At 66.5% G+C, this 25,970-nt stretch carries 22 protein-coding genes; 3 read left to right on the top strand and 19 right to left on the bottom strand.

Annotation, left to right across the window (positions count from 1 at the left end; translation table 11 throughout):
* The first annotated feature begins 69 nt into the window (after positions 1-69).
* Positions 70-924 (top strand): archaetidylserine decarboxylase, encoded by an 855-nt coding sequence (gene asd, locus D578_RS0110575; protein WP_018949923.1) that lies wholly within the window; start codon positions 70-72, stop codon positions 922-924.
* A gap of 187 nt (positions 925-1,111) precedes the next feature.
* On the opposite strand, the gene D578_RS0110570 is transcribed toward asd, so the two are convergent.
* Positions 1,112-1,867: a DUF3581 family protein gene (locus D578_RS0110570; protein WP_018949922.1), complete on the bottom strand. Its 756-nt coding sequence runs from the start codon at positions 1,865-1,867 to the stop codon at positions 1,112-1,114.
* A 43-nt stretch (positions 1,868-1,910) separates the two neighbouring features.
* A complete protein-coding gene (gene recQ, locus D578_RS0110565) occupies positions 1,911-3,800 on the bottom strand; it encodes a DNA helicase RecQ (protein WP_018949921.1) in 1,890 nt (629 codons plus the stop codon).
* A gap of 176 nt (positions 3,801-3,976) precedes the next feature.
* Between recQ and D578_RS0110560 the strand changes: the two genes are divergently transcribed.
* On the top strand, positions 3,977-4,438 hold the full coding sequence (locus D578_RS0110560) for a cytochrome c (protein ID WP_018949920.1): 462 nt from the start codon (positions 3,977-3,979) through the stop codon (positions 4,436-4,438).
* Positions 4,439-4,544: 106 nt separating this feature from the next.
* Complete coding sequence (locus tag D578_RS0110555) at positions 4,545-6,365, top strand: ABC transporter ATP-binding protein/permease (RefSeq protein WP_018949919.1); 1,821 nt, start codon at positions 4,545-4,547, stop codon at positions 6,363-6,365.
* A gap of 154 nt (positions 6,366-6,519) precedes the next feature.
* Here D578_RS0110555 and arfB read toward each other — a convergent pair whose 3' ends face one another.
* The 17 genes from arfB to D578_RS0110470 form a co-directional block, all read right to left on the bottom strand.
* Positions 6,520-6,936, bottom strand: a complete 417-nt coding sequence (arfB, locus tag D578_RS0110550; RefSeq protein WP_018949918.1) for an alternative ribosome rescue aminoacyl-tRNA hydrolase ArfB — start codon at positions 6,934-6,936, stop codon at positions 6,520-6,522.
* A 7-nt stretch (positions 6,937-6,943) separates the two neighbouring features.
* Positions 6,944-7,228 carry a hypothetical protein gene (locus tag D578_RS0110545; RefSeq protein ID WP_018949917.1) on the bottom strand — a complete coding sequence of 95 codons (285 nt, stop codon included), beginning with the start codon at positions 7,226-7,228 and terminating at the stop codon, positions 6,944-6,946.
* Between the two features lie 371 nt (positions 7,229-7,599).
* Positions 7,600-9,192, bottom strand: a complete 1,593-nt coding sequence (locus D578_RS0110540; protein ID WP_018949916.1) for a peptide chain release factor 3 — start codon at positions 9,190-9,192, stop codon at positions 7,600-7,602.
* Between the two features lie 130 nt (positions 9,193-9,322).
* Positions 9,323-10,129, bottom strand: a complete 807-nt coding sequence (locus D578_RS0110535; RefSeq protein WP_018949915.1) for a tetratricopeptide repeat protein — start codon at positions 10,127-10,129, stop codon at positions 9,323-9,325.
* A 174-nt stretch (positions 10,130-10,303) separates the two neighbouring features.
* Positions 10,304-10,783, bottom strand: a complete 480-nt coding sequence (gene rimI, locus D578_RS0110530) for a ribosomal protein S18-alanine N-acetyltransferase (protein ID WP_018949914.1) — start codon at positions 10,781-10,783, stop codon at positions 10,304-10,306.
* Between the two features lie 96 nt (positions 10,784-10,879).
* Positions 10,880-11,623 carry a uracil-DNA glycosylase family protein gene (locus D578_RS0110525; RefSeq protein ID WP_018949913.1) on the bottom strand — a complete coding sequence of 248 codons (744 nt, stop codon included), beginning with the start codon at positions 11,621-11,623 and terminating at the stop codon, positions 10,880-10,882.
* A 4-nt stretch (positions 11,624-11,627) separates the two neighbouring features.
* Positions 11,628-12,458: a CDP-diacylglycerol--serine O-phosphatidyltransferase gene (pssA, locus tag D578_RS0110520; protein ID WP_018949912.1), complete on the bottom strand. Its 831-nt coding sequence runs from the start codon at positions 12,456-12,458 to the stop codon at positions 11,628-11,630.
* Positions 12,455-13,129, bottom strand: coding sequence for a phosphatidylserine decarboxylase (locus D578_RS0110515; protein ID WP_018949911.1), 675 nt, complete (start codon positions 13,127-13,129; stop codon positions 12,455-12,457). Before D578_RS0110515 ends, pssA begins: the two co-directional genes overlap by 4 nt.
* 61 nt (positions 13,130-13,190) lie before the next feature.
* A complete protein-coding gene (ilvC, locus tag D578_RS0110510) occupies positions 13,191-14,207 on the bottom strand; it encodes a ketol-acid reductoisomerase (protein WP_018949910.1) in 1,017 nt (338 codons plus the stop codon).
* Positions 14,208-14,293: 86 nt separating this feature from the next.
* Complete coding sequence (ilvN, locus tag D578_RS0110505; protein WP_018949909.1) at positions 14,294-14,788, bottom strand: acetolactate synthase small subunit; 495 nt, start codon at positions 14,786-14,788, stop codon at positions 14,294-14,296.
* 22 nt (positions 14,789-14,810) lie between these two features.
* Entirely contained in the window at positions 14,811-16,529 is a 1,719-nt protein-coding gene (ilvB, locus tag D578_RS0110500) for a biosynthetic-type acetolactate synthase large subunit (RefSeq protein WP_018949908.1), read from the bottom strand.
* A gap of 330 nt (positions 16,530-16,859) precedes the next feature.
* Positions 16,860-18,443, bottom strand: a complete 1,584-nt coding sequence (locus tag D578_RS0110495) for a DNA mismatch repair protein MutS (protein ID WP_018949907.1) — start codon at positions 18,441-18,443, stop codon at positions 16,860-16,862.
* 151 nt (positions 18,444-18,594) lie between these two features.
* A complete protein-coding gene (locus D578_RS0110490) occupies positions 18,595-19,761 on the bottom strand; it encodes an aldo/keto reductase (RefSeq protein ID WP_018949906.1) in 1,167 nt (388 codons plus the stop codon).
* A 243-nt stretch (positions 19,762-20,004) separates the two neighbouring features.
* Positions 20,005-20,898, bottom strand: a complete 894-nt coding sequence (locus D578_RS0110485) for a hypothetical protein (protein ID WP_018949905.1) — start codon at positions 20,896-20,898, stop codon at positions 20,005-20,007.
* Positions 20,899-21,229: 331 nt separating this feature from the next.
* Entirely contained in the window at positions 21,230-22,438 is a 1,209-nt protein-coding gene (locus tag D578_RS0110480; RefSeq protein ID WP_018949904.1) for an acetoin utilization protein AcuC, read from the bottom strand.
* Positions 22,435-24,990, bottom strand: a complete 2,556-nt coding sequence (locus tag D578_RS0110475; protein WP_018949903.1) for a nitric oxide reductase activation protein NorD — start codon at positions 24,988-24,990, stop codon at positions 22,435-22,437. The genes D578_RS0110480 and D578_RS0110475 overlap by 4 nt, the downstream gene beginning before the upstream one ends.
* Positions 24,987-25,847 carry a CbbQ/NirQ/NorQ/GpvN family protein gene (locus tag D578_RS0110470; RefSeq protein ID WP_018949902.1) on the bottom strand — a complete coding sequence of 287 codons (861 nt, stop codon included), beginning with the start codon at positions 25,845-25,847 and terminating at the stop codon, positions 24,987-24,989. The genes D578_RS0110475 and D578_RS0110470 overlap by 4 nt, the downstream gene beginning before the upstream one ends.
* Positions 25,848-25,970 lie beyond the last annotated feature (123 nt).

Raw genomic sequence — 25,970 nt, 5'->3', positions numbered from 1 at the left:
TTCCGTTGCGTGCGAGGGCGGTCATCATACCGCCTCGATGTCACGGTGTACGCCGAAGCGAGATCCCGCATGAGCAAGATCGACCCCTGGCTGGCGCGCCTGTCGCACCTGCTGCCGCAGCACGCCCTGTCGCGCGGGGTGCACCGTCTGGCGCGTATCGAGTCGCCGCACCTGCAGCCGCTGTTGCGCGCCTTCGTTCGCCGCTTCGGGCTGAACATGGACGAGGCCGCAGAGTCAGACCTGACCGCCTACCCCAGCTTCAACGCGTTGTTCACCCGCGCCCTGCGCGAGGATGCCCGCCCGCTGGCGGGGGATGCGAGCACTCTGGTCAGCCCGGCCGATTCACGGGTCAGTGCGACCGGGCGCATCGAGGGCGGGCAGATCTTCCAGGCCAAGGGACACCACTACACAGTGCGGGAACTGCTGGGCGGGGAGGACGACCTGGCCGGCGCCTTCCGCCACGGGCATTTCGTCACCCTGTACCTGTCGCCGCGTCACTACCACCGGCTGCACATGCCGCTGACCGGCACCCTGACCCACATGATCCATGTGCCCGGACGGCTGTTCTCGGTCGCCCCGCGCATCGTGCGTCACGTGCCGCGGCTGTACGCCCGCAACGAACGTGTGGTCGCCTGCTTCGACACCCCGGTGGGGCCGATGGCCATGGCCCTGATCGGCGCGCAGAACGTCGGTTCCATCGAGACCGTATGGGCCGGCGAGATCACCCCGCCGCATGGTCGCGAGATCAGCGTGAGCGAATACCCCGACCGTGCCATCACCCTGGAGCGCGGCGCGGAGATGGGACGCTTCAACCTGGGATCCTCGGTCGTGCTGCTGCTGCCCGACCACCCACTGAAGCTCGAGGACCGCCTCACGCCGGAGACCGAAGTCCAGGTCCGCTCGGCGCTCGGCCAGTTCTACTGAGTTTTCACCACGAAACACACGACGAAGTTCAAGGGCGATTCACAGAAAGACGGGGAGGTCAGAAGATTTCTTGAGAGACGTCCGGCTCCAGGGAGACGCTGATTAATTCCCACCTGCCTGTAAAAGCTTTTCGCTTTTGACCTGGCCGTTCTTCGTGTCTTCGTACGCTTCGTGGTGCGGAAGGCCTTCAGGCGTGGGCGCGGGTCCCGGCATGCTGATTGAAGTAGGCGGCCTTCCAGCTTTCGTATTCAGCGACGAGCCGCTCGACATCGCCGGCATCGAACGCCCGCAGGCCGCTCAGCACCAGGTGCTTGCTGCCGTCGGCGACCACTGAGTGGTCGATCACCAGTTCGTAGTCCAGACGAATTTCGCCGCGCTTGCCGTTGACCGTCATCACCGCATCCTTCAGGCGCGGTTCCGGCACCCCGGCGCTGGCCGCCAGCGGCTCAGGCAGGTGAAAGCCCATGCGCTCGTACATCACCAGCGGGCGCTTGGGGTTCACCATCACGCCGTGCTCCTCCATCAGGGGCACCAGCACATGCGGGAAGTTCTGCCCGGAGAAGCCGACATAGCTGCGGATCAGGGATCCGATCGCACTGGGCTCGTCGATCACCGCCCCGGAACGCTCAACCTCGATCACGCTCTTGCCACTCTCGTCGGTAATGGCGAAGGCCGCGCCCGGGTTTTCCGGAAAGATCAGCGGCACATTCCCGCCCACCATGCCGGTGAAACGGAACAGCATGTCCGCGCTCGCTCCATAGGTGTCCAGCACCAGGGCAAACAGCAAGTCCCCCGGGACACAGAAGCGCCGGTTGTCGGCATCGTGGATCGGATTGAAGTCGCCCGCGAGGGTCTTGGCGAAGTCGCTGCCCTGCTCCGGGGTTACGACCAGCTGACCGTCGCGATGGCGGTAGAAATCCTCAAGGAAGCGGGTATCGGTCACGCGGTCTCCCCGAACGCATCATTTAGTGTGGTTTTTCGCACCACTATAGCCCGAAATGCCCCTCGATGGCCTTGATGAAGGCATCACCGTAGCGTTCCAGCTTGTGTTGACCCACCCCGGAGATCCCGGCCATCTCGTCACGACTGCGTGGCGCAGCCGCCACCATCTCCAGCAGCGTGGCATCGCTGAAGATCACGTAAGGCGGCACCCCCTGATCGCGCGCCAGCTCGGTACGCAGGCCCCGCAGTGCCTCCCACAGGGAGCGATCCTCGCTGTCCATCGCGGCGACGCTGCGAGCCGTATCGCGGCGTGCCGGGCTGGCGGTGCGTGCCCCCTTCTCCGGACGGGCGGCCTCCTCGCGCAGGTGAACCCCCTCCTCGCCGCGCAACACCGGGCGACAGGCCGGATCCAGCTTCAGTCCGCCGTAACCCTCTTCATCCAGACGCAGCAGCCCGCGCGCCAGCAACTGCCGCACCACGCCGCGCCACTGCGCCTTGTCGAGTTCCTTGCCAATGCCGAAGGTGCTCAGGCGATCATGGCCCAGGCGGCTCAGGCGCTCGCTGGCGGAGCCGCGCAGCACGTCGATCACGTGCCCGGCGCCGAAGCGCTCGCCGGTTCGATAGATGCAGGACAGGAGCTTTTGCACCGGCACGCTGGCATCCCAGGTCGCCGGCGGCTCCAGGCAGTTGTCGCAGGCCCCGCAGGGCTCCGGCATGTGCTCGTCGAAGTACCCCAGCAGGGCCTGACGGCGGCAGCTGGTGATCTCGCAGAACCCTAGCATGGCCTCCAGCTTTTGCTGTTCGACGCGCTGACGCTCGGCCCCGGCTTGCGACCCCTCCAGCATCTGGCGCAGGGTCACGACATCCTGCAGCCCAAAGACCATCCAGGCATTGGCCGGCAGGCCGTCGCGGCCGGCGCGACCGGTCTCCTGGTAGTAGCCCTCCAGGCTTTTGGGCAGATTCAGGTGGGCGACAAAGCGCACGTTCGGCTTGTCGATGCCCATGCCGAAGGCGATGGTGGCCACCATCACCACGCCCTCCTCGCGCAGGAAGCGGGTCTGGTTCGCCGCGCGGGTCGCGGCCGGCAGGCCGGCGTGATACGGCAGGGCCGCAACACCCTGCTCCGCCAGCCATTCGGCGACGGCGTCGACCTTCTTGCGCGACAGGCAATAGACAATCCCTGCCTCCCCGGCGTGCTCCTCGCGGATGAAGCGCAACAACCGATCGCGTGCCGAGCCACCACGGCCACCATCCGCCTGCGCAATGCGGTAGCGGATATTGGGCCGGTCGAAGGAACTGACGAAGGCGCGCGCCTGATCGAGGCACAGCCGCTCGCGGATCTCCTGGCGGGTCGGGCCGTCAGCGGTTGCCGTCAGGGCGAGGCGCGGTACCTGCGGAAAACGCTCGGCCAGCACCGCCAGTTGACTGTATTCGGGGCGAAAGTCATGCCCCCATTGCGAGACGCCGTGCGCCTCGTCGATGGCGAACAGGGCCAGGTCGATGCCTTCCAGACGCTCCAGCATGCCCGAGGCAAACAGCCGCTCCGGCGACATGTACAGGAGATCCAGCTCGCCGGCATGCAGGGCCGCCAGCACGGAGCGCGCCTCGTCCGCCTTCTGGCCAGAGTCCAGACTGGCCGCGGCCACGCCATTCTGGCGCAAGGCGGCGACCTGATCCTGCATCAGCGCGATCAGCGGCGAGATCACGATGCCACAGCCGGGCCGCGCAAGCGCCGGGATCTGGAAACAAAGCGACTTGCCGCCACCGGTCGGCATCAGCACCACCGCATCGCCACCGCCGGTCACATGCTCGACGACCGCCTGCTGCTGGCCGCGAAATTCCGTATAGCCGAAGGTCTCGCGCAGGATCTCCAGTGGCGCGGCCGCCGGAGCGCTTCCCTGCGCTTCGCCAGCTGCAAGACCCGAGGGTTCCAATGGATACACTCCAAACAATAAGACAGGCGGGCAAGACTGCCGAATGCCCGGCACCGCTGCAAGCGACAAGCGCCGCAATCGCCGTGCCGGGCCCGCAGCCCACGCCGCGGACGCATTCCCATGGAAACACCGACCACGATAAACTGCGGCGCAAATCCCTCTTCCCAGGAATACCGATGCCGATGCCCGCCCGCCTCCTGCCCGTTGCCTGTCTCGCGCTGATCACCCTCGCCGCCTGCTCCGAGGCCCCCGATTCGGACACCGGAGACGAGGCCGCGCAGGCACCCACCGGCGAGTCGAACGCGGCATCCGGCTCCACGGCGCAACTCGATTACAGCCTGCCGCCGGAGGGTTTCGATGCCCAACCCGAGGCCGGCCGTTCGCTGTTCCGGGCCAACTGCATGGAATGCCACGGCGAGGATGCCCGCGGCACGGACCAGGGTCCGCCCCTGCTCCACCGCATCTACGAGCCCTCCCACCACCCGGACATCACCTTCCATCGCGCGGTGGCCCTGGGCGTGCACCAGCACCACTGGGAGTTCGGCGAGATGCCACCAGTGGCCGGGGTCTCCGGCGAGGACACCGCCCACATCATCGCCTGGATCCGCCAGGAGCAGCGCGCGGTCGGTATCGACTGATGCCGCCAAGAGATCGGGTGCAGGAGACGCCGCTGAAGTCGCACCAATGTGCGAACTCCGCGGCACCTCTCTAAAGTAGGACGCCTACCCAGCCCCGGATCCCCCCATGCGCGGTCATTCCAGCGTGCACGATGCGGCCGACGACGCGATCAACTGGCGCATCGTCCGCTCCCTTTTGCCCTATCTCGCGGAATTCCGCGGGCGGCTGTTCTTCGCCCTCGGGCTGATGGGGCTGGCCAAGCTGGCGACCGTGCTGGTCCCGCTGGTGCTGAAGTACATCGTCGACCACTTCGAGGATTCCGGGGCCGATGCACTGGTCATGGTCCCGGTTGCGCTGGTCATCGCCTACGGCCTGCTGCGCTTTGGCGGCACCCTGTTCGGCGAACTGCGCGACGCGGTCTTCGTGCGTGTGGCCGAACGTGCGATGCGGCGCGCGGCCCTGCGCGTGTTCGAACACCTGCACCGGCTGGAGCTGAGCTTCCACCTGGCGCGCGAGACCGGCGGGCTGGCCCGGGACATCGAACGCGGCACCAGCGGCATCAGCTTCCTGCTGCGCTTCATGGTGTTCAACATCCTGCCAACGATCATCGAGATCGCGATGGTCGCGGTCATCCTGCTGGTGGCGGTGGGCCCGGTATTCACCCTGACGGTGATCATCGCGGTGACGGCCTACATCGCCTGGTCGGTGTGGATTACCGAGTGGCGCACCCGCTTCGTGCGCGAGGCGAATCAGCGCGACAACGAATCCAACACCCGCGCGATCGACAGCCTGCTGAACTACGAGACGGTGAAGTACTTCGGCAACGAGGGCTTCGAGGCCCGGCGCTACGACGAGGGCCTGGCCACCTGGGAACAGGCGCGTACGAAGAACGTGCTGTCGCTGGTCCTGCTGAACTCCGGCCAGGCCCTGATCATCGCCGCCGCCATCACCGTGATGATGTTGCTGGCCGCCAGCCGCGTGGCCTCGGGGCAGATGTCGCTGGGTGATCTAGTGATGGTCAACGCCTACATGATCCAGCTGTTCATGCCGCTGAACTTCCTCGGCTTCGTCTATCGCGAGATCCGCCAGTCGCTGGCGAACATCGAGCGCCTGTTCGGCCTGCTGGAAAAGCCCGTGAAGGTCGAGGACCGGCCGGACGCGCCCGATCTCGCGGTGACCGGCGGACATGTGCGCTTCGAACAGGTTGCCTTCCACTATCAACCGGAGCGGGCGATCCTCGAGGACGTCTCACTGGAGATCCCCGCCGGGCACAAGCTCGCGGTGGTCGGTCCCAGCGGGGCCGGCAAGTCCACGCTCGCACGGCTGCTGTTCCGCTTCTTCGACGTGACCGACGGGCGCATCACCATCGACGGCCAGGATATCCGCGAGGTGACCCAGCAGAGCCTGCGCCGCGCGATCGGCGTGGTGCCGCAGGACACCGTGCTGTTCAACGCCAGCATCCGCTACAACATCGCCTACGGCGACCCCGAAGCGTCGGAAGAGGCGATCCGGCGCGCGGTCCACCTGGCGCACCTGGACGACTTCATCGAGCGCCTCCCAGACGGCCTGGACACCGTGGTCGGCGAGCGCGGCCTCAAGGTCTCCGGCGGCGAGAAGCAACGCATCGCGATCGCCCGCATGCTGCTGAAGGACCCGCCGATCCTGGTCTTCGACGAGGCCACCTCGTCCCTGGATTCGGGCTCGGAGAAGGCCATCCTGCAGGCGCTGAACGAGGTCTCGGCCCGGCGCACCACGCTGGTCATCGCGCATCGGCTGTCCACCGTAAAGGACGCCGAACAGATCGTGGTGCTGGACCAGGGCCGCGTGGTCGAGCGCGGCACCCACCGCGAACTGCTCGCACGCAACGGCGCCTACGCCCGCCTGTGGCAACACCAGCAGGAACACGAACCCTCCACCGCCGACTCCGCCCTGAAGGCCGGGGACTAACCCCTTTCAACCACGAAGCGCACGAAGAAATTCCATGGTGAATCCGCCCTTGCCCATGCCCTGGCCCTTCTTCGTGCCTTCATGCGCTTCATGCGCTTCGTGCGCTTCGTGCGCTTCGTGCCTTCGTGCGCTTCGTGGTGAACAGGGTATTGAATCAGTCGGGATCGACGCGGCCGCGCAGGGCCTTTTTGCGGCCACGCTGGGTCTTGCCATCCAGGCGGCGCAGCTTGGAGGCACGGGTCGGACGCGTGGCCTTGCGGGCCTTGATCGGGCGGCCGGCCTCGCGCAGCAGCTCCGCCAGGCGCTCCAGCGCGTCCTCGCGATTGGCCTCCTGGGTACGGTACTGCTGTGCCTTGATGACGATCACGCCATCCTTGCTGATTCGCTGATCGCGGCGGCGCAGCAGGCGTTCCTTGTAGACGTCGGGCAGTCCGGAGGCGCGGATATCGAAGCGCAGGTGAATGGCCGAGGCGACCTTGTTCACGTTCTGCCCACCGGCCCCCTGGGCACGGATCGGAGTCAGCTCGATCTCGTGCTCGGGGACGCTCACGCTGTTGGAGATTTGCAGCATCGCGGGATCAGCGGAACTCGCCGCCCCGGATCCGGCCTTCGTCATCCAGCTCGGCGAAAAACCGGCTGTTATCGGTGCGGTACTCCTGGGTGACGATATCACCGGGCAGCACCAGCATCACGTCGGGGTAGACGCGACGGAATTCCTCGGGCGACGGGTGGCTGTCGATGAAATGCAGGAACGGATCCATTTGCTCAACCGTGCCCGGGCGCGGTTCGGGTCCGTCGGCCCGGGGTTCAGTATTGTGCGGCGAACAGGCACCGAGGGTCACCACGATGATGACCGCCAGCATGGCGAGGACGACCCCCAAAGTACGCGATCTCGACACCGTGGCATCCTCCACCATCAAGCTGAGTGAACACACCGAGAAGCGTAGCGCGCAACCAGCGTACGCAACCACCCGGCCTTTACTCTACGCGCGGCGGCTGCATCACCACCCACATACCCGTCATTGCGAGCGCAGCGAAGCAATCTCCGGACGCTCCCGACGCGTCTGGACAGGGCAGGAATCCGGTGGACCCTGATACCGATTACTCGCTTCGCTCGCCCTTCGGGCCAGCCTGCGGCCGTTCAACACAGCTTCGCTGCTTTTGTGCTTCGTCGCTTCGCTGCCCGCAATGACGCGATAAAGGCACTCCTGGGCACAGGGCCGGGGCGCGGACGCTACTCCGTCGGCTGGCCGTGCTCGCGAGTCGACTGGAAGCGGATCTCCGGCCATTTCTCCTGCGCCATCTGCAGGTTGACCCGGGTCGGGGCGATATAGACCAGATCGCCGCCGTGGTCGATGGCCAGGTTGGTCGCGGCCTTCTCCTTGAACTCCTCGAGTTTCTTCGGATCGTCGCTTTCGATCCAGCGGGCGGTCTGGACGTTCACGTTCTCGAACTGCGCCTCCACCTTGTACTCGGTGCGCAGGCGTTCGGCGACCACCTCGAACTGCAGCACACCGACCGCCCCCAGGATCAGGTCGTTGTTGGTCAGCGGGCGGTAGAGCTGGGTCGCGCCCTCCTCGCACAGCTCCTGCAGGCCCTTGGCGAGTTGCTTCATCTTCAGCGGGTCCTTCAGCTGCGCGCGGCGGAACAGCTCCGGCGCGAAGTTCGGCACCCCGGTGAAGGTGAGGTCCTCGCCCTGGGTGAAGGTATCCCCGATGCGGATGGTGCCGTGATTGTGGATGCCGATGATGTCACCGGGATAGGCAGTCTCCACATGCTCGCGGTCGGAGGCCAGGAAGGTCAGCGCGTCCGGGATCTTCACGTCGCGCCCGATGCGCACGTGGCGCAGCTTGGCGCCCTTGTCGAAGGTGCCGGAGCAGATGCGCATGAATGCGATGCGGTCGCGGTGGTTCGGATCCATGTTCGCCTGGATCTTGAACACGAAGCCGGTGAACTTCTCCTCGGTCGGCTCCACCTTGCGCGAGTGCGTGGGACGCGGCAACGGGCCCGGGGCGTACTCGACGAAATCGTCCAGCAGCTCCTCGATCCCGAAGTTGTTGATCGCCGAGCCGAAGAACACCGGGGTCTGCGCACCGCTCAGGTAGGCGTCCGGGTCGAACGCGTGCGAGGCGCCCTGCACCAGTTCCAGTTCCTCGCGCAGCTCATCGGCCTGCGGCCCCAGCACCTCGTCCAGGCGCGGGTTGTCCAGGCCCTCGATGATCTCGCCGGTGGACTTCTTGCCGCCCTCTTCCGGGTCGTACAGATGCACCGCGTCGCGGCGGAGGTGATAGACGCCACGGAAGCGCTTGCCGGAGCCGATCGGCCAGGTGATCGGGGCGCACTGGATCTTCAGCACCTCCTCGACCTCGTCCAGCAACTCGATCGGATCCCGGCCCTCGCGGTCCATCTTGTTCACGAAGGTCATGATCGGCGTATCGCGCAACCGACAGACCTCCATCAGCTTGATGGTCCGCTCCTCGACGCCCTTGGCGGCGTCGATCACCATCAGCGCGGAGTCCACCGCGGTCAGCGTGCGATAGGTGTCTTCGGAAAAGTCCGCATGCCCCGGGGTGTCCAGCAGGTTCACCATGCGGCCCTTGTACGGGTACTGCATGACGGAGGAGGTGACCGAGATGCCGCGCGATTTCTCCATCTCCATCCAGTCGGAGGTGGCGTGGCGCGCTGACTTGCGCCCCTTGACCGTACCGGCGAGCTGGATCGCGCCGCCGTACAGCAGGAGCTTCTCGGTCATGGTGGTCTTGCCGGCGTCCGGGTGCGAAATGATCGCGAAGGTCCGGCGTCGGCGGGTTTCCTCGATAAAGGACATGAATACGGGCCGCTTGAATCAGCCCGTCAGTTTAACGCGAAAGCGCGGGTCCGGTTCATCTTTCCGGGTCCCCAACATGCAAACGGCCCCGAAAAAAGGGGCCGTTTGCATGCGTTTCGGCGGTGCCCGATCAGCGCGCCGAGGCCGCCTGAAGCGCGGCGTTTTGTTCCTTGAGGCGCCCCTGGGCAGTCACCAGGTCACGGTTGTTCATGCGGGTCTCCAACGAGGCCAGGCGTTCCCGGTCGTCCGCCATGCTGTACCAGACATGCGCCTGGACCAGATCGCGTTCAACCCCGCGACCGTTCTGGTGCAGGCGCCCCAACCCGATCTGGGCATGCCGGTAACCCTGCTCCGCCGCAGCGGTATACCACTCGGCGGCCGCGGCCGGGTCGCGCGCGGTACCCTGACCATTCTCGTGCAGCAGCCCCACGTAATACTGCGCGGCAGGCAGCCCCTGATCCGCCGCCTTGCCCAGCCACTCAAGCGCGGCGGCCGGATCCTGCTCGCCATTAGCCAGATGGCTGCCCAGCCAGTACTGGGCATCGGCATGACCCAGCTCCGCCGCGCGCGTGTAATGTTCGTGACTGCGTTCGGCGTCGGCCGAGGTGCCCTTGCCGGTGGCGAAGAGGTAACCCAGATAGTAATGCGCACTGGCGTGGTCGGCGTCCGCAGCGCGAGCAAACCAGCTTAGTGCCTGATCGTAGTCGACTGCCGTGCCGCGGCCGGAGTAGTTCGCCATGCCCACATCGAACTTCGCCGCCGTATTACCCTTCTGTGCGTTGCTTTCGCGGATCTCGTACCAGACTTCCAGCAGCTCCTGCTGGCGCTCGGCCTCGTCGTAGCCGAAGGTCTGCTGGGCATGGGCAAGCCCTCCGGTGGCCAGGAGCGGCAGCGCCAGGGGGAGCGAAACAAACAGTGCACGTAGGGATCGGGACATGGGTTACCTCATCCGGAGTCGGGGCCAATACCGAGTTCGATCATAGACCCGGGGGATGACCGTCACAACGCGAAGGTCCCGGGACGAGAACCCAAGGCGGCAAAACCCGACCGGGTTACGGGTTTTGCCGCCGATGCTGTGACCGACTTCACACTCCCGCGGCGAACCGACGAGTCAGGCCCCGGCGGGTGCGGCGCAGCGACGCGTCAGCACCCAGGCATCCTCGCGGCCGCTGGGAAGCGGGTAATAACGAGGGCGAGTGCCGATATGCTCAAAACCCTCGGAGCGGTAGAGCTGCACCGCCGCCACGTTGGATGGGCGCACCTCGAGGAACAACGCCTCTGCGTCCTGATTGCACACATAGTCAAACAGGCGACGAACCATGAAACGGCCGAGCCCGTTGCCCTGCCAGCGCGGGTCCACCGTGAGGTTGAGCAGGTGGGCCTCGCCGGCGGCCACTGTCAGGACACTGTGCCCCACCTGGCGACCATCCACCTCCAGTACCCAGCAGTCGTAACCCACCCGGAGGCAGTCCTCGAAGATGCGGGCGGTCCAGGGGTAGTGATAGGCCTCGCACTCCACGCGCATCACGCCCTCGATGTCGGCCACCTCCATGCGGCGAAACTCGGGCTGGACGCGGGGTTCGGCACTCATGACACAGGCTTCTCCGGCAGCAGTGAAGGATAGGACAGGACGGGGCGAGGTGTCGTTTGTTCGGAACCCGGCGACTCGGCCAAGGTTCCCAATCCCTCAATCAGTGAGAGGTTTCGACAGACAGGCCCGGGCGCGCTGCAGGTCCTGCCAGGCACGGGCCTTGTCACCCGGCTTTCGCAGCAGGTAGGCCGGATGGTAGGTCACGATCAGAGGAACGCCCTGGTAGCGCTGCTCGGTGCCGCGCAGCCGGCCCAGCGGCTCGTCCGTCGCCAGCAAGGCGTGGGCCGCTACACGCCCCAGCGCCACGATAACCTCTGGCTGGATCAGTTCGATCTGGCGATCGAGAAACCCGCGGCAGGCCGCGGACTCCTCGGGTTTCGGGTCGCGGTTCCCGGGGGGTCGGCACTTCAGCGTGTTGGCAATGAATACGTCGTGGCCCCGATCGAGCCCCAGCGCCAACAGCATGTTGTCCAGCAGCTGGCCGGCACGACCCACGAAGGGTTCGCCACGGTGGTCCTCTTCCTCACCCGGGGCCTCGCCGACGAACAGCCAGCGCGCGCGGGGGTCGCCCACCCCGAACACGGTCTGCGTGCGTTCGCGGGCCAGCTCGGCGCAGGCAACGCAGCCGCGCACCCGCGCCGCCAGGGCCTCCCAGTCCAGGGTATCAACGTCGGCGGCCAACGCCCCGGCATCCGCCACTTCGGCTGGCGCGCCCGCCGCAAGGGCGGGCTCCGCGGCAGGCGCCACGGCCTCGGCCGTGTCCTCCAGTGCGATGCGCGAGCGCCACACCGGGATCCCCATGTCCGCGAGGATGCGGCGCTGGCGCACCGACAGCGACACGCGGTTACTCCCCCGACGGCGCCCGGCGACGATGCCGGCGCCAGCGCTCCAGGGTCAACAGCGGTCCGGACAGGGCATAGATGACGAAGGCCGCCAGCAGGACCTTGGGCGGATCCAGGGCCAGCAGCATCAGCGCCAACACCACCCCGACGATCGCCAGGAAGGGCACCCGGTGCTTGAAGTCCATGTCCTTGAAGCTGAAGTAGGTCAGGTTGCTGACCATCGCCGCCCCGGCGAGCACGGTGACCACCAGGATGCCAATCAGATAGGGGTCAGCCAGCTCCGCCGGGATGCCCCAGTCCTCCAGCACCCAGACCATGCCCACCAGGATCGCGGCGCTGGCGGGGCTCGGCAGCCCCTGGAAGAAGCGCTTGTCGCTGACCGCGAGTCGACTGTTGAAGCGCGCCAGGCGCAGCGCCGCGGCGGTGGCGAAGAAGAACGCCGCCACCCAGCCGAAGTTGCCCAGATCATGGAGTTGCCACAGATAAACCACCAGCGCCGGGGCCACGCCGAAGGACACCAGATCCGACAGCGAGTCGTACTGCGCGCCGAACTCGCTCTGGGTGTCGGTCATGCGCGCAACGCGCCCGTCCAGGGTGTCCAGCACCATGGCCACGAAGATCGCGATGGCGGCGGTGATGTACTCGCCATTGATGGCCGACACGATGGCGAAGAATCCGGAGAACAGCACCCCGGTGGTGAACAGGTTCGGCAGTAGATACACCCCACGGCGGCGCCGGCGATGCGGCGGCTGGTCGTCGGCGACGGTATCCTCGCCCTCGATGTAATCCGGCTCGGGATCCGTCTGTCGGTCGCCTTCGTCCCCTGCGCTCATTGCAGCACCTCCGCTGCGCTCTCGTCGTCCCCGGTTGCCCCGGACTCGGGCAGCCCGCCCAGCAGGGCAGAGCCCGCCAGGACCCGCTGACCCGGCTCGACCATCACCTGCGCGCCGGCCGGCAGCCAGACCTCGAAGGTACCACCAAAGCCGGCGAACCCCATCCGCTTGCCGCGCCCCAGGCGGTTGCCGGGGACGTTTGCCTGCATGCGAACCATGCGTGGCCAGTGATCGACGCTGAGCGCCAGCGTCAGCCGGGTGCCCCCGTCGGTCTCCAGGGCATAGGCCAGGCGTCCCTCCAGCTGGTCATCCGGTGCCTCGTCGGTCTCCTTGCCGGGCCAGACCCGTTCGCGGATCTCGGCCTCCTGCGGGGCGTGCACGTTGTACTCGCCCAGGCGGCGCTGGCGCAGGCGGATGCAGACCGCCGGCTTTTTCGTAAACGGATCCCGGGTCTCGGTAATCGACTCGATCGTGCCATCGGCGGGGGCGATCACGCCCAGGGCCGGCGCCGGGACCTTGCGCCGCATGTTGCGGAACAGGCCCATCAGGGCCACGGTGAGGATCACCATGAACAGGCCCAGTTCCGCCTCCCCGACCAACAGCGTAATCACCGTCATCCACGCGGCGATGATCACGAACAGGCGGCCTTCGGGGGCTAGCGGAAACAGCATCGGGGGCTCTGGAGACAGGACGCCCTGCGACGGAGCGGAATATCCGCCGCAGGGCCTCGCATCAGTTGCGGGACTTGTCGACCAACTGGTTGGCCGTGATCCACGGCATCATGGAGCGCAGACGTTCGCCGACCTGTTCGATCTCGTGGGCGGCGTTCAGGCGCCGGTTGGCGGTCATCGACGGGTAATTCATCGCGCCTTCCAGGATGAACTGCTTGGCATACTCGCCGTTCTGGATATTGCGCAGTGCCTCGCGCATGGCCCAGCGCGACTCTTCGTTGATCACCTTCGGGCCGGTCACGTACTCGCCGTACTCGGCATTGTTGGAGATCGAGTAGTTCATGTTGGCGATGCCGCCCTCGTACATCAGGTCGACGATCAGCTTCAGCTCGTGCAGGCACTCGAAGTAGGCCATCTCCGGGGCGTAGCCTGCCTCGGTCAGGGTCTCGAAGCCGGCCTTGACCAGTTCCACCGCACCGCCGCACAGCACGGCCTGCTCGCCGAACAGATCGGTTTCGGTCTCGTCCTTGAAGCTGGTCTCGATGATGCCGGTGCGCCCGCCGCCGATCGCCGAGGCGTAGGACATGGCGATATCGCGCGCCTTGCCGGAGGCATCCTGCTGGATGGCGATCAGATCGGGGATACCGCCGCCGCGCACGAACTCGGAGCGCACGGTGTGGCCCGGGGCCTTGGGCGCGATCATGATCACGTCCAGGTCCTTGCGCGGCTCGATCTGGTTGTAGTGGATCGCGAAGCCATGGGCGAAGGCCAGGGTCGCGCCCTTCTTAAGGTTCGGCTCCAGCACGTCGCTGTACAGCGCGGCCTGGTATTCGTCCGGGGCCAGCACCATGATCAGGTCGGCGCCGGCGGTCGCGGCGTCGACATCGGCCACCTTCAGGCCGGCCTCTTCGGCCTTGGCGCGCGAGCCGGAGCCTTCGCGCAGGCCCACGGTCACGTCCACGCCGGAGTCCTTCAGGTTGTTCGCATGGGCGTGGCCCTGCGAACCGTAGCCGATGATGGCCACCTTCATGCCCTTGATGATGGAGAGATCGGCGTCTTTGTCGTAGTAGAGATTCATTGCAATTTCCTTGATATCAGCCCCAAGTGGGGCCCATGGCAAACAAACGGGTCCCGCCCCCGCAACCGGGGGCCGGACCCGGGGATTCAGATTTGCAGGGCGACCTCGCCCCGGGCGATGCCCATCACGCCGGAGCGCACGACCTCCAGAACAGTAAACGCGTCGAGTGCCACGAGGAAGGCATCCAGCTTGGAGCCCTCGCCGGTGATCTCGATCACGTAGCTGTCGAGGGCCACGTCGATGATCCGGCCGCGGAAGATGTCCGCCAGGCGTTTGACCTCCTCGCGCTCGGAGGCCTCCGGCACGCGCACCTTGACCAGCGCCATCTCGCGCTCGATGTGCGGATAGGCGGTCATGTCCAGCAGCTTGATCACGTCGATCAGCTTGTTCAGCTGCTTGGTGATCTGCTCGACGATCTCGTCGGAACCACTGGTGACGATGGTCATGCGCGACAGCGACGGGTCGTCGGTCGGCGCGACGGTCAGCGACTCGATGTTGTAGCCACGCGCGGAGAACAGCCCGGCCACCCGCGAGAGGGCCCCGGATTCATTTTCCAGCAGGACACTGATGATATGACGCATACGGCTCTTCCCTGTACCCGGCTTAGACCAGGATCATTTCGTTCTGGCCGGCACCGGCCGGGATCATCGGATACACGTTCTCGGACTGGTCGGTAATGAAGTCCATGAACACCAGGCGGTCCTTCTGCGCCAGGGCCTCGCGGATCGCGCCCTCGACGTCGCCCGGCTGGGTGATCTGGATACCAACATGGCCATAGGCCTCGGCCAGCTTCACGAAGTCCGGCAGCGCATCCATGTAGGACATGGCGTAGCGGCCCTGATAGAAGAACTCCTGCCACTGCCGGACCATGCCCAGGTAGCGGTTGTTCAGGTTCAGGATCTTCAGCGGCAGCTGGTACTGGAAGCAGGTCGATAGCTCCTGGATGCACATCTGGATGCTGGCCTCGCCGGTAATGCAGCCCACCGTCGCGTCCGGATGTGCGAACTGCACGCCCATCGCAAACGGCAGGCCCACGCCCATCGTGCCCAGGCCACCGGAGTTGATCCAGCGGTTCGGCTTGTCGAAACCATAGAACTGCGCCGCCCACATCTGGTGCTGACCGACATCGGAGGTCACGTAGGCATCGCCCTCGGTCAGCTCCCAGAACTTTTGCACCACGTACTGCGGCTTGATCAGCCCGGAGGTCTGGTCGTACTTCAGGCAGTCCTGCGCCTGCCACTCCGCGATCTGCTTCCACCAGGTGGCCAGGGCCTCGGCGTCCGGCTTGCTGCCGGCCTCGTTCAGGCCCTTGATCAGCTCGCGCAGCACCGGCTCCACCTCGCCGACGATTGGCACGTCCACCTTCACGTTCTTGGAGATGGAGGACGGATCGACGTCCACGTGCACGATCTTCGCATGCGGACAGAACTTCTCGATATTGCCGGTCACGCGGTCATCGAAGCGCGCGCCAATGGCGATCAGCACATCCGCGTGGTGCATGGCCATGTTGGCCTCGTAGGTGCCGTGCATGCCCAGCATGCCCAGGAACTGCTTGTCCGACGCCGGATAGCCACCCAGCCCCATCAGGGTGTTGGTGATCGGATAGCCCAGCTGGCGGGTGAACTCGGTCAAGGCCTCGGAGCCACGACCCAGGATCACGCCGCCGCCGGTGTAGATCATCGGCTGCTTGGCCGACAGGATCAGGTCCACCGCCTTGCGGATCTGGCCGGTATGCCCCTTCGTGGTCGGGTTGTAGGAGCGCATGTGGATGCTGTCCGGGTACTCGAACACGCAAGTGTCGGCGGTCACGTCCTTCGGGATATCGACCACCACCGGGCCGGGGCGCCCGGTGGTCGCCACGTAGAAGGCCTTCTTGATCGTGGTCGCCAGATCCTTCACGTCCTTGACCAGGAAGTTGTGCTTCACGCAGGGCCGCGTGATCCCCACGGTGTCCACTTCCTGGAAGGCGTCGTTGCCGATCATGCTGGTCGGCACCTGGCCGGTGAACACCACCAGCGGCACCGAATCCATGTAGGCATCGGCAATCCCGGTGATCGCGTTGGTCGCACCGGGACCCGAGGTGACCAGGGCCACGCCCGGCTTGTCGGAGGACTTGGCATAGCCCTCGGCCGCGTGCACCGCGCCCTGCTCGTGGCGCACCAGTACGTGGGAGACCTTGTCCTGCCGGTACAGCGCATCATAGATGTGCAGTACCGCACCGCCGGGATAACCGAATACCACGTCGACGCCCTCGGCCTCGAGGCTGCGACAGAAGATTTCGGCGCCGGTGATGGCGGTGGCGGAGCTTGCGGACTCGGACATGGTGGTCGACTTCCTTACCAGGGGCTTGCGCACGATCGTCGGACGATCACACACCACAAATCAAAATAGCCCACCATTCTAATATGAAATCGCCCCCATTTCACGCCATAAAGCGGATGGGCACGCGCCGGTCCTCGCGGGGAGCCAGCGACGTAGCAACCTGCAAACGGGGCTAACCGACCCCGCCGCCCTGCCCGCTCCCGCGAGATTGCCACGGCCCCTGCGGGGCCTCGCGATGACGGGGTTGCGAGCACCGTCATTGCGAGGAGCGCAGCGACGTGGCGATCTTTTTGGGCGGCCCCGACGTCGAACCGAACGGACGCGGGGAGGTCAGCTGTGCTCGCCCCCGGCCTGCGCGGTGGGCAGCTCGGCGAAATGCTCGCGGGCCCGGGCCACCAGCTGTGGCGGCAGGCCGTTCTTCTCGGCGATGGTCAGGCCAAAGGAGACCCCGGGCTCGCCGATCAGCAGCCGGTAGGTGGGCGACAGTGTCTCCGCATCGAACTGCATCGAGGCATTCACGATGCCCGCATGCTGTGCCGCGTAGTCCTTCAGCGGGGCCAGGTGGGTATTCACGATCCCGCGAGTACCACGGGCGCGCAGCTCGTCGAGCATCGCCATGGCCAGGGCCGCGCCCTCGTCCGGGTCGGTACCGGTTCCCAGCTCGTCCAGCAGGATCAGGCTCTCGGAGCCGGCGTGGTCGAGGATGCGCTTGAGCACCTCCACATGCCCGGCAAAGGTCGACAGGTGGTGGAACAGGCTCTGGTGATCACCGACATCGACCATGACCCGATCAAAACGACCGATGCGACAGTCCTGTTCGGCCGGGATATGCAGCCCGCACCAGGCCATGGTGACCAGCAGGCCCAGGGTCTTCAGCGCGACCGTCTTGCCGCCGGTGTTCGGGCCGGTAATCAGCAACAGCGGCTGCTCGCCATCCAGACGGATCGACAGGGGCACCGGCTGCGGGCCGTTGCCCTCGGCGAACTGCAACAGCAGCAGCGGGTGGTAGGCATCGATCAGCTCCACGCCGGCCTCGGGCTCCAGCCTCGGGGCATGGGCATTCATCTGCGCCGAAAGCTGCGCGGCGGCCGAGGCCAGATCGATCCAGGTCAGCGCGGTCAGCATCAGGTCCAACGGCTCGCCATGCTGGCGCACCCCATCGGTCAGCTCGCGCAACAGGCGCTGCTGCTCGGTGTTGATCTGGTTGTTGACCGTATCGAGCTGGTTGTTCAGCGGCACCGCCTCGATCGGCTCCACGATCTGGTCACGCCCGCCCATCGCGGTGCCCCGGCGCACGCCCTTGACGGCGCTGGCCGTATCGCTGCGCAGCACCATCACCGCGCGCTCCTGGTGCCACTGGACCTTCAGCGCATCCTGCCCTTTCTGCGCCACATCGGAGTCCGTCAGGCATTTTTTCACTACCGCCTCGACCTCGTCACGCAGCCGCCCGCGCTGCCCGAAGGCCTCGACCAGCGCGGCGCTGGCGTCCTCGCGCAGCGAGCCGCCGGGGTTCAGGCAGGCCGCCAGGCGCTGTCCCAGCGCCTCGGGTGGGTACAGCTTGTTCAGGTCCGCCGGATAGATCTCCGGGGTATCGGCGAGCTGATCCGCCAGCTCGCGGGCCTGGCGCATGATGATCTGGAGATTGTGCAGGGCCTGTACCGGCAGGGCCGCGCCGGGGTTTGCAGCCTGACGCAGCGCGGCACGCACATCCGGCAGCTGGCCCAGCCGTGGCAGCGTGCCCGCGTCCAGGCGCTGGCGCGCGACGGTCACCGCCTTTTGCAGCGCCCGCGCCGCATCCAGATTCGGTGCCGGCTCCAGCCCGCGCGCGGCGTCGGCGCCATAAGGCGTGGCAGTCAGACGCTCCAGCAGACGCTGGATCGCGGGGAATTCGAGGGCCTTCAGATCTACCTGCATGACATACCCTTGTGCATGAATTCTCTACCGTGGCCGGGGCCCCGAGACCTTGTGGGAGCCGGCTTGCCGGCGAAGCCCCTGCCCGCATCCGGCTTTAGCAGGGGCTTCGCGTGCAGGCACGCTCCCACAGGTGGAGATCCGGGGGCTCGGCCTACTCCTCCGCCTTCTTGAACATGCCGAGATAGGCCTTTTTGTCGATCATCGGCTCGCGCATCACCGCCAGCATGTCGTCCAGGTGCGCCGGCGTGCTCATGCCGACCAGCGAGGTGCCCAGCCCCGGCGTGGAGCGGTTGAACTGCAACGCGCGCTGCGCCGGGTTGGGCAGGCTCGCCAATTGCTGCTCGACCACCTCCACCGACTGCTTCGCCAGGTGCCCCTTCAGCATGGAGTGCGAGGCGATCATGTACACCTCCAGCTGGTGCGCGGCCTGCAGCGGGCTGGCCACGTTGCCCTGCCCGGTCGCGGTGTTGAAGCGGGTAAAGCCTTCCAGCATCACCTGGTTGAACGGGAGCATGGCGATCTTGAAGTGATGCCGCGCATGGTCGTCTCCGCTCACCGTCTGTGCCGCGCGCTCGGCCAGTCCCTGCATGGAGGTGAGCGACTGGAACACCGCCGCGTCGGTCTCCTCGCGGAAGCCCTCGAAGGTGGAGATGCCGTAGGTGCGGATCTTCTTGTCGCGCACCGCCCGCTCCAGCATCTCGAATACCGGCTCCAGCTTGCGGTTAGTCGGCTCCTTGCCGATCTCGTGGATGTGCACCTCGGGCTGGTCGATCAGGAACGCATCCAGCGTCTCCACTCCCATCAGCGAGCGCGACAGCTCCATCTGGTAGTGGAGGTACTCCGGCGTCAGCAGATGCGCGCCCTTCGCCAGATCGTCCTTCGTACCCATGCCCTGGGCCTCGATCTCGCGCTGGAACCAGGCCTCCATGTCCTCCGGCGGCCCGCCGCGCAGGGTCAGGAACCCGCCCTTGGAGATCAGGAACATCGCCTCGCGCGGGACCCCGGCCTCCAGCGCGGTGCGCACCCCCGCCCCCACCGCCGCCAGCGAACGGCCGTAGCGGTAATGCGCCCCGGTGTCGATCACGTTGACGCCCTCGGCCAGGCCGCGCGCGACGATCGCGGAGATCTGCGCATCCACCTCGGTGGTGGCCGCCCCGCCGAAGGTGCCGATGCCGAGGCTCGACAGGCGCATCTTCGCGCGCGAGAACTCGCTGTAATGTCCCTCAACGGCCTTGCCCTCGGACACGAACTGCTCCGCGTAACGGCGCGTCGCCTTGGCATTGGCATAGCCGGGTATCAGTTTCTGCACGGGCTCCATGCGTCTCCTCGATTGGTCGCGGGTCCCTGGGGGCGGGCTCCGGGAAGCCCCGAACCCCCACCCACCCGGTGAGGGGGGAATCGTACGTCAGCGGACGGGATTTGCGAAAACCCGCAACGCGAGCGGGCAACTACCGGTGGCCTCGGACGGCCGCACAAACAGCCGCGCCCCGGCATGTGCCGGGGCGCGGGGCAGAGGCCGCCCCGGCCGGAAGTGGGGGGCGGCAGGGGAAATGAGCGGAGACTACAGGCCCGGGGCCGAATGCCGATAGCGGCGGAAGGCACCCAGCATCACGAGGCCAAGCCCGATCAACCAGGCCGGCCCCGGCAGCGGGACCTCAGTGGCGGTGGTGGTGAACCGCCCGCTGAGATAGAGCTCCTCGAAGCCATTGTTCAGGTCATCCATGAAGAAATCGATCCCGAACAGATAGCCCTCGCCGGCGAACAGGCCGAGATCCATGGTCGGGGCAAAGGCGATGTAGTCCAGTTTGCCGCTTCCCTTGTTGGCATCGGTCTCGTACACCTCTCCCGAATCGCCGACCACTTGGATCTCGCCGGGCGAGAGAACCGGGCCGCCGTTGCCGTCGTCAAAGATCCAGCGGGCTACGCGCTCCCCGGTGACGGGGTCGTAGATGAAGACCTCGGCCTGGACCAGCAGATCGGGGGATCCCCCTGTCTGGTTGTGGTCGAAGATGAACGTGGGGATGGTGGCCCCCGGGTTGATCGCATCCAGGTACGCCAGGAGGTTGTCCACCAGCACGGGCCCGTTGGCCTGGGTGCCCAGCCCCCAGTCGCCGGTGAAAGTGGTCACGCTGCCACCCGGGAAGGGCATGGGGTTCTCGAAATTGTAGCTGCCGTCGGGCCCGACACCCTGGTTATCCGCGCCACCAGCACCCGTGCCCACAATCAGATCCAGCGTGCCCGTGCCCTGCCCGGTGTAGTTGGCCTGAGACAGGAAGCCCCACTGGTTCAACAACGAGCCGGAGTAGGAATAGAAATCGTTGTACTGAATGGCGACGGGGATCCCGTCATAGGTCGCGTCGATGTCCGGAAGTTCGATGATGGCCGCGTTCGCCACCGAGCCCGCAAGCATCACGCCCGCCAGTACTGCCACCTGCTTACTCCAAAACTTGCGCATCACACTCACCTCTGGCTCCCGGCCTGTTGGCCGCTCAGGGCGCCTTTCGCCCTCTCGAGCAATTACGAAGCAAGACGCGCGCCAAATTCGCAATGGGATGGTTTTACAGGAGTTTCTCCCAGACCCGATTCACCATAAAGTAAGCCGTGTAAAAAATTCCGACGCTTCTTCCGAACATCGGGCCGAACCCCGTCGGAATGCTTTACACGCGACCGGCGCCCCAGCAGGCACGGAGCCATAATCCAGGCGGGACCCCGACAGCCCACGGGCTCGGCATCTCCTATCTTCTATGCCCGCAGCCACGGGCCGGTGATTGATCAGCGCCTCTCCACTAACCGCGCAACAACGGGTGTGCATGGAAAAGCCGCCCCAGGCGTTCCTCGAGCTCGGGACGCACGGGGCCGGAACGGTCGGCGTCGAGACGGGAGACGAACAGGTTCTCGTACCAGTCCTCTTCCTCGTCCATGTCCCAGTCGACCTCGCGCAGCAAGGCCTGGCCGGCAGCGGGGATCTCGGCGGGCAGGTCGCGTCCGGTGAGCAGGGCCCAGACGCCGGTCCAGCAGCGGGCGAGCGCGAGGGGGTGATAGCCGCCACCCCCGAGGACCAGCAGCTTCGGCGTGCCGTCTTCATGGCGCGGGCTGGTCTCGATCACATCGTCGATGCAGGCGAGGAAGCACTGGGTAGAGATGCCGAACTTGCCCAGCGGATCCGGCAGCAGGGCATCGGTGCCCGCCTGGACGACGATCACGTCCGGCTGCCAGCGATCACGCACCGCGTCCCACACCCGGGTGAAGGCGGCGCGGAATTCGCTGTCGTTGGTCTCCTTCGGCAGCGGCACATTCACCGCATTGCCGAGCGGGCCCGTATCCTCGATGCGCCCGCCCTGGAAGGGATAGCCGTATTCGGTGTCCATGTGCAGGGAGACGGTGAGGACGTCCGGATCGTCGGTGAATGCGGCCTCGACGCCGTCGCCGTGGTGGGCGTCGATGTCGAGATAGAGCACACGCTGACCGGCCTGGCGCAGGCGCAGAATCGCGAGCGCCGGGTCGTTGAAGTAGCAAAATCCTCGCGCCTGGTCCGGGGCCGCGTGGTGCATGCCACCGGCCGGATTGAAGGCCATCTGCCCGCCCAGAACGACCTCGGCGCCCTGGATGGAGGCAAAGGTCGCGGTGGCCGGGGTGGCGAAGAAGCCGGCGAAGAACGGGTTTTCGAAATTGCCGATGTTGTGGCGGTCGCGGTAGCGCTGGAAGACCTTGCCCAGGGCCTCGGCCCGCTGCATGGCGGAGACGTACTCGCGGGTGTGGAACCACTCGAGCTCGGCCGGCTGCGCCTTGCGCGTAACGGCCATCTCCCCGGGGGTGATCGCGTCATAGGCCTCGATCAGGTCCAGGGTCAGAGAGACGCGCGGGATGCCCAGCGGGTGGTTGTCGCCATAGCTGTGCCCGCGATAGCGCGGCGCATGCAGCAGGGTCGCATGGCGGCGGGCCGGACCCGGCGCGGCGGCCACCGCCGGGTCGATAGCTTCGGGGGTGGCATTCACTGGCGCAGCCTCAGGTAGATCTCGGGCAGACGGCGCGGCAGCTCGTCCACGTGGTCGATGATGGTGTAGTGCCCCGGGCCGAAGATGGCCGGCAGGTACTCGGAACCGGACGGGTCCAGGGTGATGCAGAAGGGGTGGACGCCGGCGTCCACCGCCTCCTTCATGGCCATGCGCGTGTCCTCGTGCAGATAACGCTGGTCACCACCGTCGTCGTAGTCGGCCGGGCGCCCGTCGGTGAGGATCAGCAGCAGGCGGCGCTGGCTGGAGTTGCGCTTGAACGCCTCCAGCGAGTGGCGAATGCCCGCGCCCATACGCGAGGCCAGGCGCCCGGACACCCCGGCAATGCGGGCGCGCACGGTGTCGTTGAGATCCTCGTTGAAATCCTTCAGCCAGTAGTAGTTGACCTGGTCGCGCTGCTTGGAGGCAAAGCCGGCAAGCGCATAGGGATCACCGACCTTTTCGATGGCCTCGGCGAACAGCATCATCCCCTCGCGTATGCGGTCGACGATCTTGCCCTGCCCGCTCGGGTGGCGCGCCATGATGGAGGTGGACATGTCCGCCAGCATCAGCACCGAGGTGTCGCGGTGCTGCACCGCGCGGCGACGGTAGATGAAGGCCTTGGGCGAGAGCCCCGCCTTCTTGTCCGCGATGTAGTCGATCACCGCCTCGGTATCCAGCTCGTCACCGTCCAGCTGTTTGCGCTGCGGCGCCAGGCGCATCGGGCGCTGCATCTCCAGGCCACGGGTCAGGCGCTTCAGGGTGGCGGCGTTCTCGGAGAGAATCGTCGCCGCCAGCTCCGGGTTCTCGTCGTCCAGCACGCGCTCGTAGAGGTTCACCCAGTCGGAGATGTAGCGCTGTTCGCGGTAGTCCCACTCGGGATACGGGATGCCATCTTTCCGCGGCGTATAGGGTACGCCGCGCTTGGCCACCTGGGCCGGCTGCGGGATACCGGTGCCGATACGCCCGCCGGTGCCGGAGGTCTCCTGCTGCGGCGTCTGGATATCCGCGTCCGGGTCCTTCTGCGCCTGTTCCGGGGCCTGCTGGGGCTGTTCTTCCTGTTTCTGGTGCTCGAGCTTGTGCTCGTCGTGCGCCTCGTGGTCGCGGAAGTCGGCCAGGCTGCCATCGCGCTTGCGTTGCGGGTAGACCGGCAGCGACTGGTTCAGCGACAGCCCCGGCAGGTAGGCCTCGGCGCGCTCATCGATGGTGATCTCGGGAAACGCGTCGTCGGCGAACAGATCCTCACCCACCGCCCAGGCGGTGACGATGTCCGCGTCCGGCTCCAGCATCCGCGCCAGGCGCGGGTCCTGGGCCTCGCCGCGCAGCAGGGCCTCGTGGGCGCGCAGGGCGAAGTCGTAGTAGATTCCGGCCGCACCCTCCGGGCGCTCGTGGGCCCGGGCGAGTTCGACCAGGCGCGACAGGAAATTCGGGATGCGCGGGGCCAGGCGCGCGTTCACGCGCAGGTCCTCGGCCAGGTCGAACAGGACCTGGAAGCTGAACATGCGCGCGTCGAATTGAGCGAACAACGGACGCCAGGTGATGCGCGACTTGTCGTCCAGCGGCGGGTGCTCGGCGCCTGCACGCTCGAACAGGCGCTCGACGTCGGATTGCGCGTAGGTATCGAAGGCGAGATGCGCGGCCGCGTGCTGGGTAGCGACGATCGCCTCCTCGCGCGAGTCCATCACCGCCGGCATGAACAGGCGGCGCCCATCGGTCTCGAGCATCGGACGGCCCTCGCCCGGCTTCCAGCTGGAATCCGCCAGCGGGATGTCGGCGTCCAGCCAGGCCATCAGCACCAGGCGCAGAAAGCGCCCGTTCATACGTGGGCGGAAGCCCGGTAGCGCCTCCAGCAGGAGCTTCAGGCTCTCGTCGCTCTCCAGGCGGAAATAGGCCTCGCCACGCGAGCGCCCGGCCTTCAGCAGGTCCGCCCCGCGCCGCGCCCAGGAGAGCAGCCCCGCGTCGCCGACCAGATTGCGGGCAATCGGGGCGCCCTCGAGGTAGGCATCCAGCGTCAGGCCGCGCTCGTCGAACAGCTTTTCGGCCGGCTCGATCAGGGCGCGCAGGCCCTCGATGCCGCGCTCGGCGGCAAGCTTCTCGAACGGGGCCTCGAAGTAGGCCCGGGCGTCCGGCAGGCTGCGCGCGCACCAGCGCAGGCCGATCTCGGCCCACTCGCGCTCGCCCTCCTCGCCCCATTCCGCGTGTACCCGGTCGGCCTGGGCCATGAAGCCTTCCAGCGCATAGTTGGAGTTCACCCACTCCTGAAAGCGCGCGGCCTGCTCCAGCCACAGCGCCACCGTCTGCATGTTCTCGGCGAGCCGCGCCGAGTGGCGCATGAAGCTCTTGCCGGCCTCGCGGTCATGGAAGAACAGATCGCGCGCGGTCTCGATCCAGCGCCGCGCGATGGTGGCCCCGAACGGGCGGATCGCCGGCAGGGCCTCCTTCGTATCGCGGTGCGCGACGAAGCTGATGTCCTCCAGGTGCTGGAGGATCTCCTCGATCTCGACGAGTTCTTCCGCCTCCGGTTTCGCGCCGCCTTGGGTCGCGGGGTCGCTCACGCGGCTTCGGACTCGGGGAAGTGGGCGTCGAAGATCTCTTCCAGCGCCTGGATCAGCTCGGGGTCATCGGTGATGGGCGCGATCATCGCGGCGCGGCAGGCCACGCGCGGGGTCAACCCGGCCTGCATCAGTTCGCCGGCGTAGGCCAGCGCGCGGGTGGAGGTGGCCTCTTCCAGGCCGTGGTCCTTCAACGCACGCGCCTTGCGCCCGGCAGCCACCAGCTTCTCCACACGGTCGGCGTCCAGGCCACCGGATTCCTTGGCGACGATCTCGCGTTCGACGTCCTCCTCCGGGTAGTCGAAGTGGATGCCGACGAAGCGCTGCTTGGTGGAGGGCTTCAGGTCCTTCAGTACGGTCTGGTAACCCGGGTTGTAGGAGATCACCAGCATGAAGTCTTCGTGCGCGTCGATGATCTGCGACTTCTTGTCCAGCGGGAGCTGGCGGCGGTGGTCAGTCAGCGGATGGATCACCACCGTGGTGTCGGTGCGCGCCTCGACGATCTCGTCGAGGTAGCAGATCGCACCCTCCTTGACCGAGCGCGTCAACGGGCCGTCCTGCCAGACGGTTTCCTCGCCCTCCAGCAGGAAGCGACCCACCAGGTCGGAGCTGGTCAGGTCCTCGTGGCAGGACACGGTCACCAGCGGCTGGCCCAGGACGTGGGCGATGTGTTCCAGGAAGCGGGTCTTGCCGCAACCAGTCGGCCCCTTGAGCATCACCGGCAGGCGCTTCGAATAGGCCGCCTTGAAGATCTCGATCTCGTCGCGCTGGGGCTTGTAGAACGGGGCGTCGCCTGCGTCCCCCGGTTTGTCGATGACGTCGCGTTCCACACCGCGGATGCGGTTGATCAGGTTCTTCATGGGATCTCCGATGCCGACCGCGGGGCCGGGACTGGTGTATGCGCGGGGGCGACGTTACCCTCCTGCGCGTTGGGCGGGCCGCCAATCGTGTTCCCGCAGGCTTTGTTGTATCATTCGCCGTTT

The sequence above is a fragment of the Thioalkalivibrio sp. ALMg11 genome (assembly GCF_000377905.1).
Classification (GTDB): domain Bacteria; phylum Pseudomonadota; class Gammaproteobacteria; order Ectothiorhodospirales; family Ectothiorhodospiraceae; genus Thioalkalivibrio.
The sequence above is the reverse complement of the archived record's forward strand: the minus strand, read 5'-3'. Positions and strand labels throughout refer to the sequence as shown.

Coding starts and splice junctions, on each gene's coding strand:
- asd (WP_018949923.1), top strand. CDS start 70: ATGAGCAAGATCGACCCCTGGCTGGCGCGCCTGTCGCACCTGCTGCCG.
- D578_RS0110560 (WP_018949920.1), top strand. CDS start 3,977: ATGCCGATGCCCGCCCGCCTCCTGCCCGTTGCCTGTCTCGCGCTGATC.
- D578_RS0110555 (WP_018949919.1), top strand. CDS start 4,545: ATGCGCGGTCATTCCAGCGTGCACGATGCGGCCGACGACGCGATCAAC.
- arfB (WP_018949918.1), bottom strand. CDS start 6,936: ATGCTGCAAATCTCCAACAGCGTGAGCGTCCCCGAGCACGAGATCGAG.
- D578_RS0110545 (WP_018949917.1), bottom strand. CDS start 7,228: ATGCTGGCGGTCATCATCGTGGTGACCCTCGGTGCCTGTTCGCCGCAC.
- D578_RS0110540 (WP_018949916.1), bottom strand. CDS start 9,192: ATGTCCTTTATCGAGGAAACCCGCCGACGCCGGACCTTCGCGATCATT.
- D578_RS0110535 (WP_018949915.1), bottom strand. CDS start 10,129: ATGTCCCGATCCCTACGTGCACTGTTTGTTTCGCTCCCCCTGGCGCTG.
- rimI (WP_018949914.1), bottom strand. CDS start 10,783: ATGAGTGCCGAACCCCGCGTCCAGCCCGAGTTTCGCCGCATGGAGGTG.
- pssA (WP_018949912.1), bottom strand. CDS start 12,458: ATGAGCGCAGGGGACGAAGGCGACCGACAGACGGATCCCGAGCCGGAT.
- D578_RS0110515 (WP_018949911.1), bottom strand. CDS start 13,129: ATGCTGTTTCCGCTAGCCCCCGAAGGCCGCCTGTTCGTGATCATCGCC.
- ilvC (WP_018949910.1), bottom strand. CDS start 14,207: ATGAATCTCTACTACGACAAAGACGCCGATCTCTCCATCATCAAGGGC.
- ilvN (WP_018949909.1), bottom strand. CDS start 14,788: ATGCGTCATATCATCAGTGTCCTGCTGGAAAATGAATCCGGGGCCCTC.
- ilvB (WP_018949908.1), bottom strand. CDS start 16,529: ATGTCCGAGTCCGCAAGCTCCGCCACCGCCATCACCGGCGCCGAAATC.
- D578_RS0110495 (WP_018949907.1), bottom strand. CDS start 18,443: ATGCAGGTAGATCTGAAGGCCCTCGAATTCCCCGCGATCCAGCGTCTG.
- D578_RS0110490 (WP_018949906.1), bottom strand. CDS start 19,761: ATGGAGCCCGTGCAGAAACTGATACCCGGCTATGCCAATGCCAAGGCG.
- D578_RS0110485 (WP_018949905.1), bottom strand. CDS start 20,898: ATGCGCAAGTTTTGGAGTAAGCAGGTGGCAGTACTGGCGGGCGTGATG.
- D578_RS0110470 (WP_018949902.1), bottom strand. CDS start 25,847: ATGAAGAACCTGATCAACCGCATCCGCGGTGTGGAACGCGACGTCATC.